Annotated in this window: 13 protein-coding genes; 3 read left to right on the top strand and 10 right to left on the bottom strand. The window is 59.9% G+C overall.

The annotated features are described in order from the left end of the window. Positions 1 to 70: 70 nt before the first annotated feature. The 5 genes from K8I84_RS17055 to K8I84_RS13200 form a co-directional block, all read right to left on the bottom strand. Positions 71 to 211 carry a GNAT family N-acetyltransferase gene (locus K8I84_RS17055; RefSeq protein ID WP_223795247.1) on the bottom strand — a complete coding sequence of 47 codons (141 nt, stop codon included), beginning with the start codon at positions 209 to 211 and terminating at the stop codon, positions 71 to 73. Positions 212 to 244: 33 nt separating this feature from the next. Further along, positions 245 to 1,651: a PQQ-dependent sugar dehydrogenase gene (locus K8I84_RS13215; protein WP_223795246.1), complete on the bottom strand. Its 1,407-nt coding sequence runs from the start codon at positions 1,649 to 1,651 to the stop codon at positions 245 to 247. Positions 1,652 to 2,107: 456 nt separating this feature from the next. Then, the gene (locus K8I84_RS13210; protein ID WP_223795245.1) at positions 2,108 to 3,583 is read right to left on the bottom strand and encodes an ATP-binding protein; all 1,476 of its coding nucleotides are present in this window, start codon (positions 3,581 to 3,583) and stop codon (positions 2,108 to 2,110) included. Positions 3,584 to 3,586: 3 nt separating this feature from the next. Further along, positions 3,587 to 4,288, bottom strand: coding sequence for a response regulator transcription factor (locus K8I84_RS13205; RefSeq protein ID WP_223795244.1), 702 nt, complete (start codon positions 4,286 to 4,288; stop codon positions 3,587 to 3,589). Positions 4,289 to 4,322: 34 nt separating this feature from the next. Beyond that, positions 4,323 to 4,577 carry a hypothetical protein gene (locus K8I84_RS13200; RefSeq protein ID WP_223795243.1) on the bottom strand — a complete coding sequence of 85 codons (255 nt, stop codon included), beginning with the start codon at positions 4,575 to 4,577 and terminating at the stop codon, positions 4,323 to 4,325. Between the two features lie 297 nt (positions 4,578 to 4,874). On the opposite strand from K8I84_RS13200, the gene K8I84_RS13195 reads away from it, so the two are divergent. Further along, positions 4,875 to 5,804 carry a 2-hydroxyacid dehydrogenase gene (locus K8I84_RS13195; protein WP_223795242.1) on the top strand — a complete coding sequence of 310 codons (930 nt, stop codon included), beginning with the start codon at positions 4,875 to 4,877 and terminating at the stop codon, positions 5,802 to 5,804. Positions 5,805 to 5,903: 99 nt separating this feature from the next. Next, positions 5,904 to 6,488 carry a hypothetical protein gene (locus K8I84_RS13190; protein ID WP_223795241.1) on the top strand — a complete coding sequence of 195 codons (585 nt, stop codon included), beginning with the start codon at positions 5,904 to 5,906 and terminating at the stop codon, positions 6,486 to 6,488. A 69-nt stretch (positions 6,489 to 6,557) separates the two neighbouring features. On the opposite strand, the gene K8I84_RS13185 is transcribed toward K8I84_RS13190, so the two are convergent. Continuing rightward, positions 6,558 to 7,955, bottom strand: coding sequence for a sodium-dependent transporter (locus K8I84_RS13185; RefSeq protein ID WP_223795240.1), 1,398 nt, complete (start codon positions 7,953 to 7,955; stop codon positions 6,558 to 6,560). A 157-nt stretch (positions 7,956 to 8,112) separates the two neighbouring features. Continuing rightward, a complete protein-coding gene (locus tag K8I84_RS13180; protein ID WP_223795239.1) occupies positions 8,113 to 8,985 on the bottom strand; it encodes a carboxylate/amino acid/amine transporter in 873 nt (290 codons plus the stop codon). Between the two features lie 171 nt (positions 8,986 to 9,156). Between K8I84_RS13180 and K8I84_RS13175 the strand changes: the two genes are divergently transcribed. Further along, positions 9,157 to 10,554 carry an MATE family efflux transporter gene (locus K8I84_RS13175; RefSeq protein ID WP_223795364.1) on the top strand — a complete coding sequence of 466 codons (1,398 nt, stop codon included), beginning with the start codon at positions 9,157 to 9,159 and terminating at the stop codon, positions 10,552 to 10,554. Here the strand turns inward: K8I84_RS13175 and K8I84_RS13170 are convergent. The 3 genes from K8I84_RS13170 to K8I84_RS13160 form a co-directional block, all read right to left on the bottom strand. Continuing rightward, a complete protein-coding gene (locus K8I84_RS13170; protein WP_223795238.1) occupies positions 10,484 to 11,512 on the bottom strand; it encodes a GGDEF domain-containing protein in 1,029 nt (342 codons plus the stop codon). The genes K8I84_RS13175 and K8I84_RS13170 overlap by 71 nt on opposite strands. A gap of 211 nt (positions 11,513 to 11,723) precedes the next feature. Then, the gene (gene fghA / locus K8I84_RS13165) at positions 11,724 to 12,569 is read right to left on the bottom strand and encodes an S-formylglutathione hydrolase (RefSeq protein ID WP_223795237.1); all 846 of its coding nucleotides are present in this window, start codon (positions 12,567 to 12,569) and stop codon (positions 11,724 to 11,726) included. A 30-nt stretch (positions 12,570 to 12,599) separates the two neighbouring features. After that, a complete protein-coding gene (locus K8I84_RS13160) occupies positions 12,600 to 13,034 on the bottom strand; it encodes a CBS domain-containing protein (RefSeq protein WP_223795236.1) in 435 nt (144 codons plus the stop codon). Positions 13,035 to 13,059 lie beyond the last annotated feature (25 nt).

Here is a 13,059-nt window from a genome sequence, read left to right as displayed (position 1 = left end):
CTATCACAGGGCAGATTTTCGGGGGTCGGAGGGGACTTTTGGTTAGGGCACCCTAATTGTGGCCAGAGGTTTACACCTTGAATTGGCCGCGTGGGTCGCACTTCATAACCGACAAGCCGAGCGACTTGCAAAAGCCCTCCACCAGACTCAAGAGTTCGCTCGCAACGCCCGAACCCCGGTGAGTCTCTGCGACCACTAAATCAGTGACCAACCCAAATTGCCGATACTCCCCCAGCCACAGGCGTTACCGGAACCGGTCGGAACCTTTTCCCTGACCGTTGGCCATGCGTAGGACGACTCCGGTATCGCCGAACGGCGTCCCGGTTTCATTGGCCAGCACGTATAGCTCGCCGAATGCATCCTGGCCAAAGCCCAGCAGTACAAGCCCCAGGCTGTCTCGGTCCCGCAGGTCCAGCTCGAAGATGCGATCGTTCTTTCCAAGGTAGAACAGCCGGCCACTGTTAATGTATGGCTGGAAGTAGTCGCCAAAAACGTAACGCCCCATCAGGTTCGGGATGAGCGACCCCCGGTAGACAAAGCCGCCGATTACCGCAATACCCTCGTCATGATCGTACACGGCCACGGGCTCGACCAGACCCTCCGGCGCGTTGCCAGGCCCGCAGTTGAATACAAACCCCGGCTCGGTGCCGTTGGGATGGAAACAGAAGGCCCCCTCCTTGATGGGCCAACCGTAGTTGCCACCAGGAAAGCCAACATCAACCTCCTCGATGTCATTCTGACCCACGTCAGCGATCATCATCTCGCCAGTGTAGGCATCGAAGGAGAAACGGAAAGGATTACGGAACCCGTAAGCGAAAATCTCGTCGACCGCGCCGGCGTCGCCGACGAAGGGGTTATCCACCGGCACGCCATACTGGCCGTTGGCGGCGTTGCTGCCCTGAGGATCGATACGCAGGATGGTACCCAGCACGTTGCCCGGATCCTGGCCATTGCCCCCGGGTACGTGGCCGACCCCCTGATCGTCAGCCGCCCCGCCGTCGCCGAGCGAAACGTAGAGCATGCCATAGGGTCCGAACGCGAGCGCACCGCCATTGTGGTTGAACTGTGGCTCATCGATCCGTAGCAGCTCCCGACGGGAAGTGGGATCAACAACGGCGCTGCGCTCGCACGACGGCGCTGGAACCCGCCATTCGTTGATGACGCTTTGGTGGTTCGCATCGACCCCAGCCGGCATGGTAGAGAAGTCCGCGGGGCCGGCAACCGGCTCCGATGTGTAGGTATAGAGCAGGCCATTGTTGGCGAAGTCGGGGTGGAACGTGAAGCCCAGCAGGCCCCGTTCATCGAATGTACCCGGCCCGGCGATGCCGAGTGATACCAGTTGGCCGCTGACATCGAGAAGCACGCTCTTGTCGCCAGTGTCGATGTTGACAGCCCAGAGGATCCCGATCTGGTCTGACACCACCAGCCGGTCCTGTAGATTGGTACAGCCGGGCACGTCCCTACCCCAGTTCGGGGCCGTCATGCCATCGGCTGACGTTTCCAGAACGATCCGCACGTGGCCCGAATCTATCGGCTCGGGGATCGGGTCGTCCAGCGCTTCTTGGGCGCCGGCCACCGTCGACAGAGCCAACGTCCCGGCCAGCAATGAGATGGGGAAATTCGCGTTGTATCGGCGAAGCACGTTTCGCATAAGATTCCCTCCTCAGCGCGGGGCACAGACAGAGCCCGTCGGCTGTGGCCTGTTCTTGTCCTGGCCAATGCAATCGGCCGCTAATTCCTACATGCCGCGCCTTCCCATCAACTGCACGGGCACCTCCTCGGCTCTTGGAAAACAGTCGTGCAATGACCCCCTCAAAACAAAAGACTTAAAACCACTTATATTTTAGCACGCACCTCGTGGCTTTCGACCCCGTGACCCACGGCCGAGTCCGAATTCCAGGGTCAGCTATGACCACGCCAATAAGGCCGAGTTTGATGTCGTCAAAGACCTGGTCGCTAAATCGCGCGAACAACTCATGAGCATCAGTTGGTTCATGCGGATATTGAACGAGGGCATCGCCCGGGACGCAAATTATGCCCGCTTTTGATTATTAGCAGGTGTGGAAACAAAGCGGCGGCCAAAATTGGCTGACAAGAACTCTTTGCTCTAGACGACCGGCAGACGAACACGGAACTGGGCCCCACCAGCGGGCCCCTCATTGCTGACGTCGATCTGCCCGCCCTGCAGGGTCACCAGGCGATGGGTGATCGCCAGCCCCAGACCGGCGTGACCGGCGCTCTTTGCGCCTGTGCCCTGATAGAAAGGTTCAAACAGCCGATCGATGTCCTGCGGATCGATACCGGAACCGGCATCGGAGACGGATAGCAACGCGGCCGAGTCGTCCCGCGCGACCTCCAGGATCACCTCGCTGTCGGCCGGCGAATGGACAATGGCATTGCTGATCAGGTTATCGAGGATGCGCTCGGTCATGGCGATGTCTGCCATCACCCGGACGCCCTCGAATACATGGCCAATGCGCAGTCGGACTGACGCGCGCTCCGCTTCAGGCTGGTGCTTCTGCACCACGTCATGCAGCAATTCTGCCAGCACCAGTGGTTCGGGCGAGGGCTGTTTTTCCTTTGCTTCCAGCGCGGCCAGTTCGAACAATTCGTCCACCAGCCGTCCCAGACGCCAGGTTTCCGCCAGCGCCACATCCAGGAATCGGGCCTGCTCATCCGGGCTCAGTTGCGCGTGTTTCAGTTTCAGGGCCTCCAGATAGCCCTGGATGGACGCCAGCGGCGTTCGCAGATCGTGGGACACCTGCGCCACCAGTTGCCGGCGCTGATGGTCCTTTTCTTTCAGCAGATCCACCTGTGCACCGATGCGCCCGGCCATCTGCTCAAACCGGGCGGCCAGGTAATCAATATCATCACCGGGTGCGTTCAGCGCCGGCCGATGCGCCAGGGCCCGGGCTTCGCCGCTCAGGTCGAAGGCTTCCACTCGCCCGGTCAACCGGGACAAGCGGCGGGTCAGCAGATGGAAGAACACCAAACCCGCCATCAGCCCCACCACCAGGCTGATGGCCAGGGCGCCCGCCCCCATCTTCAGAAACTGGTTGCCATGCACCATGTTCTCGACCAGATCGTATTCCTCGCCCCGGAGCACTACATACAGGTAACCGGTCGCGCCACTTTCCAGTGGCACCGTGGTCACGGAAAACACCTTCCGCCGGTCGTGGCTTCTGGGGTCATCCCCCGGTACCGGGAAGGCTCCGGGGTTTTCCAGCAGGGTACCGATGGGCTCCAGGGAGACGCGGTTGCGTTTGATCCTGGCCGGGTCGGCGGAGTAGGACAGGATCTGGCCGTCGGTGTCCAGCAGATAGATCTCGATGCCCGGGTGGATGGTCATGTACAGGTCGAACAGCTTTTTCAGCTCGGCCTGGTTCAACTGGCCATCGGTGACCAGGTTGCGATCCAGCACCAGATTACTGGCAATGTCCCGGTTCAGTTCCTGGTTGACCGCGGCGGTGTAATCGCGCACGGAATAGAGACTGAGAAAGGTAAACAGGCCTCCCACAATCAACAGCAACAGGAACAGACCCACCGCGAGGCGGGCGTAAAGGGTGCGGAACAGGGCAGGCATGGCTCAGTCCATAAACCGGTAACCCACGCCCCACACCGTCTGGATGTAGGTGGGGTCGGCGGGGTCCGGCTCGATCTTGTTGCGGAGCCGGTTGATGTGGGTATTGACCGTGTGTTCGTAGCCTTCGTGGTTGTAGCCCCAGACGGCATCGAGCAGCTGGGCCCGGCTGAACACCCGGCCCCGGTGACTGGCAAAATGCCAGAGCAGGTCGAACTCGCGGGCGGTCAGGTCGATCTCACTTTCCCCGATATAGACCCGATGCCGGGCGGGATCGATGCGCAGCTCACCTGCCACCAACTCTTCCGGTTCGCTGCTGTCCGACGCCCGGGCGGCCATGGCGTCCACCCGCCGGAACAGGGCCTTGATGCGGGCGGCCAGCTCGGCCACGTTGAAGGGTTTGGTCAGGTAATCGTCGGCACCCATTTCCAGCCCGAGCACCCTATCGAGCTCCGAACTCTTGGCGGTGAGCATCAGCACCGGAACATAACCGGGGCAGGAGCGGATCTCGCGGCACACTGCCAGCCCGTCCATGCCCGGTAACATCAGGTCCAGGATCACAAGATCGATGCCACCCTGACGAAAACGGGCAAGGCCTTCGTCGCCCCGGGTAACAAGAATGGCGCGCATGCCCAGGTCAGCCACTTGCATGCACACCAGTTCGCCAATACCGGGATTGTCCTCAATGATCAGAACGGTTCGAGTCATCGTCACCTGGCCACTTCATGCCCTTGAGGGTGGTTTATTCCATGGTGTCCTTGTCCATGGAGTCATCCTCCATGTCCGTGGTGTCCATGTCATCTTTTTTCATGTCATCCATGGATTTGTCCATGTCGTCATCCATGGTGTCCTTGTGCATGTCATCGGACATGGTGCCCCCGGAAGACATTTCGTCGTCCATCATCTTGTCGTCCGATGAGTCCATGTCTCCGGCCAGGGCCAGCGGTGTGCCGAAACCGAGCATGACCAACAACAGCATTCGTGTCAGGGTTTTCATGGTGCTTTCTCCGTGAGTGAAAAGGGGACAGACCCGATGGCCTGCCTCACGAAGAAGATTCGCCGCTGCGGTTTACAGCATGATCACGCGCACCTAAACAGTGTATCCCGGAACCTTCACAAAAGTGTCACGGCGGGGCAGCTGACTCACGACCGAGCAAACGCAGCGCCTGAAACTCTTCCTGCCTCAAACCCAATAATATGGCACCCTTGCGGTCGACCTTAACAGCCAACCGGCCCGAGTTCCTGAGCCGGCGTTTTTGACTATGCTGAAACACCCGAAGTTCACGGAGACCCCATGAAGATTCTTTTTGTTGCTGGCGACCCGAAGCCCGAACGCTGGACAGTCCCCCTCCAACAGCGACTACCGGACGCTGACATACACGTCTGGAATCCCGATGGCGCCGCGGTGGAGGCCGACTATGCCATTGTCTGGAACCCGCCGGCCGAACTGTTCGAACGGGAACCCCAACTCAAGGCCATCTTCAGCCTGGGTGCGGGTGTGGACAAACTGGTGTCCCTGCCTGCCGTAGCCGGGGGTTTGACCGTGGTCAGGGTGGAGGATGCAGGTATGTCGGTGCAGATGGCCGAATACGTTCTGTATCACCTGCTCGAATCTTCTCGACAGATGGACCTGTACCGGGCGCAGCAAGCCCTGGGCAGCTGGAAAATTCACCGCCCCATCCGCCGGCAAGACTGGCCCGTCGGCGTGATGGGGCTGGGCCAGATCGGCAGCCGGGTGGCGAGCACCCTGGCCAGCCTGGACTACCCGGTCAACGGCTGGGCCCGAAGCCCTCACCAACTGGCTGGCGTAAACACCTACCACGGCGCCGACGGGCTGGCAGACTTCCTGGCCAACACCCGGGTACTGGTCAATACCCTGCCACTGACAGAGCAGACCCGGGATCTGATCGATCACCATCTGCTGAGCCAGCTCCAGCCGGATGCCCTGGTGATTAACGTCGGGCGGGGCGAACAGCTGGTGGATGAGGATTTGCTGAACGCCCTGGACGACGGCCAGGTCGGCCGCGCCGTGCTGGATGTGTTCCGCCGGGAACCGCTGCCCTCAGACCACCCGTTCTGGACGCACCCGAAGGTGACCATCACGCCCCATGTGTCGGCGCGGACCCTGCGAGAAGCCACCGTTGAACAGATTGCGGACAAGATCCGGGCCCATGCCGACGGCAAACCGGTCAGTGGCGTGGTGGACATTCAGCGGGGCTACTGACGGCCCCGGAAGTGGCGGATTACGGGGACTGGTATTACGCTCAGAAAACGTCCCGAAAGAAAAACAAATGGAACGGGATCATCCACAAGGAGAGTTTTCATGAAGCGCAGCCAATCCCTACGCACGTTTTTGTATCGACCGGCGTTCTTGCTGGCCCTGATTCTTACCCTGGTCTCATCCTTGGTTCAGGCCGAGCCGCTGACAGACGACACCATCGAATCGTTCATGCAGTCCCTGAACGACGTGAAATCGATCGAAGCCGAGCTGGACGAACTGACCAGGGGCATCGACAAGGAAGCCGAAATGCCGGACTTTTCCCGTATTTTCTCGGCCTCTGTGGAAAACATGGAGGGTGAGCCTGCCTACGACCGGCTGGAAGAGCACGTGGACGAATACGGGTTCGACAGCCTGGCCGAATGGAGCAGCGTCGGCGACCGAATCTACCGGGCCTGGATGGCCATCGAAATGGAAGGCCAGGCACCGGCTGAAAAGGCCGAGATGGAAAAGGCATTGGCCGAACTGGAAGCCGCCACCCAATTGTCGCCTGAACAGAAGGCCCAGATGCGGGCCATGATGGAAAACGCTATGGGCGCAATGGAGAGCGCCCGGGAAGCGCCAGCCGAGGACATCGAAGCCGTTCGCCCCCACGTGCCCATGCTCCGCCAGCAGGCGGAGGGTAACTGAAAGCTCTCCCCCAATTACAAAAAAGCCCGGCCAACATGGCCGGGCTTTTTTGCCTCTTCTGCCTGACGATCAGGCAAACAGGTTGTAGGCAAACACCACCAGCACCGCCACCGGAGTCACGTAGCGGATGGCGTGGTACCACAGATTGAACGCGGTGCCGTCCAGTGCCAGATCCAGCTTGAGGGATTCCTTGGCCACGGCCCAACCCACGAACAGGGCGGTCAGCAGGCCAGACAGCGGCAGCATGACGTTGGCGGTGAAGAAGTCCAGCAAATCGAAAATCGTCTTTCCTTCAAAGCGCTCGAACATGCCCAGGGGCGCAAAGTCTGACCAGACATTCAGCGACAGGATGGAGGCAATACCCAGCGCCCAGCACAGCACACCCACCAGGATGGTGCTGCCGGCACGGGCCAGACTGGTCTTTTCTTCTACCCATTCAACCACCGGCTCCAGCAGGGAGATGGCCGAGGTCCAGGCGGCAAACAACAGCAGGATGAAGAACAGGGTGCCGAACAACCAGCCCATGGGGATGTTACCGAAAGCCAGTGGCAGGGTCTGGAAAATCAGACCGGGGCCGGCACTGGCCTCCAGGCCGAAGGAGAACACCACCGGGAAAATCGCCAGGCCAGCCAGCAGCGCAACAGCGGTATCCATGAAGGCCACACTGATCGCGGTGCGGCCGATGGAAATGTCCCGACGCAGGTAGGAACCGTAAGCCATCATGACCGCCATGCCCAGACTCAGGGTGAAGAAGGCATGGCCGAGGGCAATCAGCACACCATTGAACGTCAGCGCACTGAAATCAGGCGTGAACAGGAAGCTGACCGCTTCGCCGAAATGGCCCGTGGTCATGGCGTAGCCAACCGCCACCAGCAACAGCACCAACAGGGTGGGCATCAGAATCGTTGCGACTTTTTCCAGACCGCCTTTGAGGCCGCGGGATACCACAACGACAACCAGCGCCATAAATACCGTGTGCCAGATCAGCAGCTGAATGGGGCTTGCCAGCAGATCCGAGAAGATGGCGTTGATGGATTCCGCAGTGCCTCCGGCGAAGTCGCCGATCAAGGCATGTTCCACGTAGGACGCGGACCAGCCGCCGATCACCGAATAGAAAGACAGGATGATAAATGCCGCCAGCATGCCGACCACGGCTGAGATCCGCCACTTGGGGGACTTCAGGTTCCGTTCAGCCACCAGGCGCATACTGGTGATGGGGTTATGACGCCCATTCCGCCCCAGGAACACCTCGGCCATCATGATGGGGATACCAATCACCGCAATACAGATCAGGTATACGATGACGAAGGCGCCGCCACCGTTCTCCCCCGTCACATAGGGAAACTTCCAGATATTACCGAGACCAACGGCCGAACCTGTGGCCGCAAGAATGAACGCCAACCGGGACGACCAAAATCCACGGGATGCGTCGTCGCCATTACCCGGAACCGGGTTGGACTGGGACATGATGTTTTCCTGTCTTTATGTAGGCTGAAGTATGGATAGGGAATTCTTTATAGCCTAGGAGCAAACCTAGTTAGCGGGACGGGATTCTGCCAGTCTTCTTGACGCTATGCCAGAGGGACAGGGGAGTGAATTGTCACTCACTCCCCATGACGTTGCTTCAGGTGCCGGGCATCAGCCTTGCCTGCGGGTGGAACCTGGCATTTACCCACAGGGAAAACGCGATGACCCCGCCTCCCAGAGCCAGCCGCAGCAGGTCTGCATCCCGGTTCCAGATCAGCAGATTCACCAGCAGACCCGCCGGCACGAGGGCGTTGTTCATGATGGCCAGAGTGCCCGCATCCACCCGGCAGCCACCCCGGTTCCAAAGGAACAGCCCCAAGCCGGAGGCGGCAAAGCCCAGCCAGGCCAGGATGCCCCATTGCAGGCCGGTGGACGGCAATCGATCTGGATTACCGAAGATCAGGAACGACGGCAGGGCAATGATCAGCGCCCCGAAGAAGAAATACCCGAAGGTTCGGAAAGCCGGCACATCGAGGGGATAACGCTGCATGATGTGCTTGTAGCCCACCTGCCCGGCGGCAAAGGTAAAGTTGGCAATTTGCAGCAGCAGGAAGCCGGTGATGAAGTCTTCGCTCAGGCCGTCGTAACGAATGATGCCCGCCCCCAGCGTGGCGATGGCCGCGGCCACCAGTGCCACCGGGGAAAAGCGCCGGAACAGGGCGTCGTCGATCAGGGTGACGTACAGCGGCGTGAAGATCGTAAACAGCAGGACTTCCGGCACCGTAAGGTAGCTGAATGACCGGTACAGACACAGGTAGGTAACGCCGAACTGCAGCATACCCGTGACCAGGATACCCAGCTTCATGCCCGAAGGAACGCCGCGCCAGCGCAGGAACGGCAGAAACACCAGTGCCGCGATCAACACCCGGCTGAGCACCGCAAAGTCGCTGTCTACCTGCCCCGCCAGGAACTCGCCAATCAGACTGAAAGAAAACGCCCAGAGAATCGTTACGAAAACCAGTAATCCCATTGTTCCAGCTACCTCATTAAAACCAGCCGGTTACTGTACCCATTCCTGATGAAAGGTCCAGCCGACGAATGTCGACCGGCCGTGCCGCCAGCCCGGAAACGGAGTAACATGCCCGGCGGTTCTGTATCGACACCTTTCCCAGCCACAGGAACAATCTGGAACTGCTGCATGATGGACGAAACCCACCAGCCGCTGCCGGCCTCCCGACAGCCGCTCATTCCCCGCACCCTGACGGAATGGCGAACCCTTGGCCTGCTGGGTGGCCCGATTCTCATCGCTCAGGTTGCCCAGATGGCCAACGGCGTGATCGATACGGTGATGGCTGGCCATGCCAGTGCCGAAGACCTGGCTGCGGTGGGTATCGGCAGCAGCATCTGGATGCCCATCTTCCTGTTTTTCATGGGGCTTCTGGGCGCCCTTCAGCCCATCATTTCCGGCTACAACGGTGCCCGTACGTTCGACAAGATCATGCCCGCCACCTGGCAGGGGCTGTACCTGGCTGCCGCCGGGTCGGTGATCATGATTCTGTTGCTGCGCCACGTGCATCCCTTACTGGAACTGCTCAACCTGGACGACAACACAGCCCGGATCAGCCAGGGCTATCTGGACGCCTTTTCCTGGGGCGTTCCCGCACTGCTGCTGATGACTGCCCTCAGAGGGCTTACCGATGGACTGGGGCACACCCGGGTGATCATGGCGTTTTCGGTGCTGAGCACCCTGATTAACCTGCCGTTGAATTACATCTTTATCTTCGGAAAGCTCGGCGTGCCGGCCATGGGCGGCATAGGCTGCGGCTGGGCGACCACCCTGTCGAACGGGCTGGCCGCCATTGCGCTGCTGGTGTATCTCAATCGCAGTGAAGCCTACCGGCGCTTCCACCTTCTGGCCGACCGGGTTCGACCCAACCTGGCAGGTCTTGCCTATATCCTGAGACTCGGCGTGCCGATCGGATTCACCATTTTCGTGGAAGCCAGTATGTTTTCGGTGATCGCCCTGTTCCTGGCGCCGCTCGGACCGGTGGTGGTGGCAGGCCACCAGATTGCCCTGAACGTGGTGTCGTTGCTGTTCATGCTGCCCTTGAGCATTGGCATGGCGCTGACGTTGCGGGTGAGTTTCCTGATCGGCGCTGGTGCACCGGACACCGCCCGGCTGATATCCCGCAGCACCCTGATACTGGCGGGACTCATCGCCCTGATGTTTGCATCCTTACTGTGGGGGTTCTCCGAGCAGATTGCCGCGCTCTACACGCGGGACGTGGATGTGCAGGCGGTCACGGTGCGGCTGCTGGCCTTCGCGGCCCTGTTCCAGATTGCCGACGTCATTCAGGTCACCTGCATCAGTGCGCTGCGCGGCTACAAGGACACCCGGGTGCCCATGTTCATCATGCTGTTTTCATTCTGGGGAATTGGCCTGCCACTGGGCTACGCGCTGACCTTCACAGACCTGATTCGACCGGCCATGGGGGCGGCCGGTTTCTGGGTGGGGCTGACCTTTGGGCTTATGTCAGCAGGGATTCTTCTTGGCTGGCGCCTGGTTCGGTTTGCTCCCCAGAGCCCTTCGCATAGATGATGCGGTCACGGCCAGCCTCCTTGGCCCGGTATAGGGCGGCGTCTGCCCGCTCCAGCCAGCCATCCACGCCCTCGCCAATATCCAGCTCAGCCACGCCGAACGACGCGGTGACCGATTGCCCCTCAACCCTCAGGTGCTTGCGAATGGTCGCCTGCAGATTGCACATAACCTTTTTCACCCCCGGGCCAGCGGTGCCCGGCAACAGCAGGACAAACTCCTCGCCGCCATAGCGAAACAGGAAGTCGGTTCGGCGGGTGTTTTGCTGGATAAGGTTGACCAGGGTCGTAAGAACGTCATCACCCACGCTGTGACCGTACTGGTCGTTAATCCTTTTAAAATGATCCAGATCGAGCAGGGCCAGTGTGTACGGCTGCCCGGTTCGCTCTGCGGCCGCCACTGACATGGCCAGCTCCTGATCCATGCAGCGCCGGTTTCGGACTCCGGTCAGCGGATCAATGGTCGCCAGATGTTCCAGCATGTTGCGCTGGCTGGCATTGCGGTGCGCAAAGGCATAGGCACAGGCACTGACCATAACCGCCGAGGTGAAGAACGACCACAACTGTATGGCCTCGACACTGCCCTGGGCCTGAACCATCAGTGCGGTAATCGTGATCAGGTTGATGCCCGTTGCCAGTCTTGGGGTAGTCAGGAGGAAATTGGTGATCAGGCACGGGAACGCCCAGAGCATGCCTGGCTCGCCGATAAAACGGCCGACGATGACCGCGCAGATAGAGCTGAGCAATGACAGAAGCAGACCACTGGTTCCGGTTCGACCGGTGATCCAGCCGTGGGCCACGGCAGCGAGTACACCGATAACGATGCCGACATCAAACAGACCCACCGCTATCTGCCCCTGGATAAAACGGAATACCGCAAAAGGCGCCACACCAAGCACGGCGCACACCCCGAGCAGGGTGATGATGGATAACCGGAAATCCGTTTTCAGACGGTGGAGCATTTGAGGTCCAAACTCGATAGGTTTTTTGACATGCGGAAGATATATCAAGGCCAGTCATCCGTCTCTATACGGGTACGAGACGTTACAAATCAGCACGCCACGTCACAATAGCGTGAACCAGATCTCATTTTTTGATGCGAAGTTCGCAAGTTGGCCTTGATTTCTTGCTTTTGAGTCCTGCCACTGGGTAACGCCCCTGTCCCCGAGTTGGCTATCGCAGGCCCAGCGCCTGGGCGTGATGATCCAGATGGTCGTCAATGAACGACGAGATAAAGAAATAGCTGTGGTCGTAGCCACGATGCATGCGCAGATGCAGGTGATGGTGGAAGGTTTCACAGACTTCCGCCAGGGTATCCGGGTTTAACTGACTGTCGAGAAATTCGTCCGACGTTCCCTGATCCACCAGCAGGGGCAGGCGCTCGCGGGCGGTGGGAATGAGCAGCGATGCATCCCACTCTTCCCAGGCTTTGGTATCGTCGCCCAGATACGCACTGAAGGCTTTTTTGCCCCACGGGCTTTCCGAGGGATTGGCAATCGGTGCGAAGGCCGAAACCGCCTGGTACCTGCCAGGATTCTTCAGGGCACAGATCAACGCTCCGTGCCCGCCCATGGAGTGGCCGCACACCGACCGCTGGTCGGCCAGTGGCAATTCACGCTCGAGCAATTCGGGCAGCTCGCTCACCACGTAATCGTACATGCGGTAATGCTTCGCCCAGGGTTCCCGGGTGGCGTTCAGGTAAAATCCGGCGCCTGTGCCCAGATCATAATCGTCATCTTCGCCGGGCAACCCGACGCCCCGGGGACTGGTGTCGGGGCAGACAATGGCCAGTCCCAGCTGGCCGGCGCGTTTGAGAGCCCCGGCCTTCTGCATGAAATTCTGGTCTGTACAGGTCAGTCCTGACAGCCAGTACATGGCCGGCACCTTCCGTGGCTCCTTGCCAACCGCGCCGGGCGGCAGGTACACCGCAAACTCCATATCACAACCCAGCGTGGGGGAATGATGACGGTAGCGGCGATGCTCTCCGGCGAAAACGACGTTGGTAGACAGAAGCTCCATGGGATTCTCCGAATTGGGAATAGGGGCTGATCAATCGTCGTCGGCGTTGGCGTACTTGGGCAGTTCCACGCCGCAACCGACACGGGCGAACTCCGCGAGGATCGCGGTCCTGGTGACAATGCCGATCAATTTGCCATGGTCCACCACCGGATAGACCTTGGGTTTGCCGGCCCCGAGGTTCTGGGCCAGATCCACCACCGCCATTTCAGCCGTAATGGTAACCGGTTCCCGGAACATCACATCGTCGACGATCGGATCACCCTCGCAGTGATAGCTACTGACGAGGAGGGCGTGGATACAGTCCTGCTCAGAGACAAAGCCCAGCACACGCCGCTGTTCGTCCACCACCGGCAGGCCCGATACGTGGTTTTGCAGCAACGTTTTCACCACACGGGTCAGCGGCGTGCCACACCGAATGGGCTCAATGTGATTCCACATGACATCCGAGACTTTCACTGAGCGCATGAGTGTTTCTCCTTGCTTTTATTAA

Source organism: Marinobacter sp. F4216, assembly GCF_019931195.1.
GTDB lineage: Bacteria > Pseudomonadota > Gammaproteobacteria > Pseudomonadales > Oleiphilaceae > Marinobacter > Marinobacter suaedae.
This window is presented reverse-complemented; position numbering and strand designations above follow the sequence as displayed.

Bases quoted from the DNA above. Each gene is read 5' to 3' on its own strand.
- K8I84_RS13215 (WP_223795246.1), bottom strand. From the start codon at position 1,651: ATGCGAAACGTGCTTCGCCGATACAACGCGAATTTCCCCATCTCATTG.
- K8I84_RS13210 (WP_223795245.1), bottom strand. From the start codon at position 3,583: ATGCCTGCCCTGTTCCGCACCCTTTACGCCCGCCTCGCGGTGGGTCTG.
- K8I84_RS13205 (WP_223795244.1), bottom strand. From the start codon at position 4,288: ATGACTCGAACCGTTCTGATCATTGAGGACAATCCCGGTATTGGCGAA.
- K8I84_RS13200 (WP_223795243.1), bottom strand. From the start codon at position 4,577: ATGAAAACCCTGACACGAATGCTGTTGTTGGTCATGCTCGGTTTCGGC.
- K8I84_RS13195 (WP_223795242.1), top strand. From the start codon at position 4,875: ATGAAGATTCTTTTTGTTGCTGGCGACCCGAAGCCCGAACGCTGGACA.
- K8I84_RS13190 (WP_223795241.1), top strand. From the start codon at position 5,904: ATGAAGCGCAGCCAATCCCTACGCACGTTTTTGTATCGACCGGCGTTC.
- K8I84_RS13185 (WP_223795240.1), bottom strand. From the start codon at position 7,955: ATGTCCCAGTCCAACCCGGTTCCGGGTAATGGCGACGACGCATCCCGT.
- K8I84_RS13180 (WP_223795239.1), bottom strand. From the start codon at position 8,985: ATGGGATTACTGGTTTTCGTAACGATTCTCTGGGCGTTTTCTTTCAGT.
- K8I84_RS13175 (WP_223795364.1), top strand. From the start codon at position 9,157: ATGGACGAAACCCACCAGCCGCTGCCGGCCTCCCGACAGCCGCTCATT.
- K8I84_RS13170 (WP_223795238.1), bottom strand. From the start codon at position 11,512: ATGCTCCACCGTCTGAAAACGGATTTCCGGTTATCCATCATCACCCTG.
- fghA (WP_223795237.1), bottom strand. From the start codon at position 12,569: ATGGAGCTTCTGTCTACCAACGTCGTTTTCGCCGGAGAGCATCGCCGC.
- K8I84_RS13160 (WP_223795236.1), bottom strand. From the start codon at position 13,034: ATGCGCTCAGTGAAAGTCTCGGATGTCATGTGGAATCACATTGAGCCC.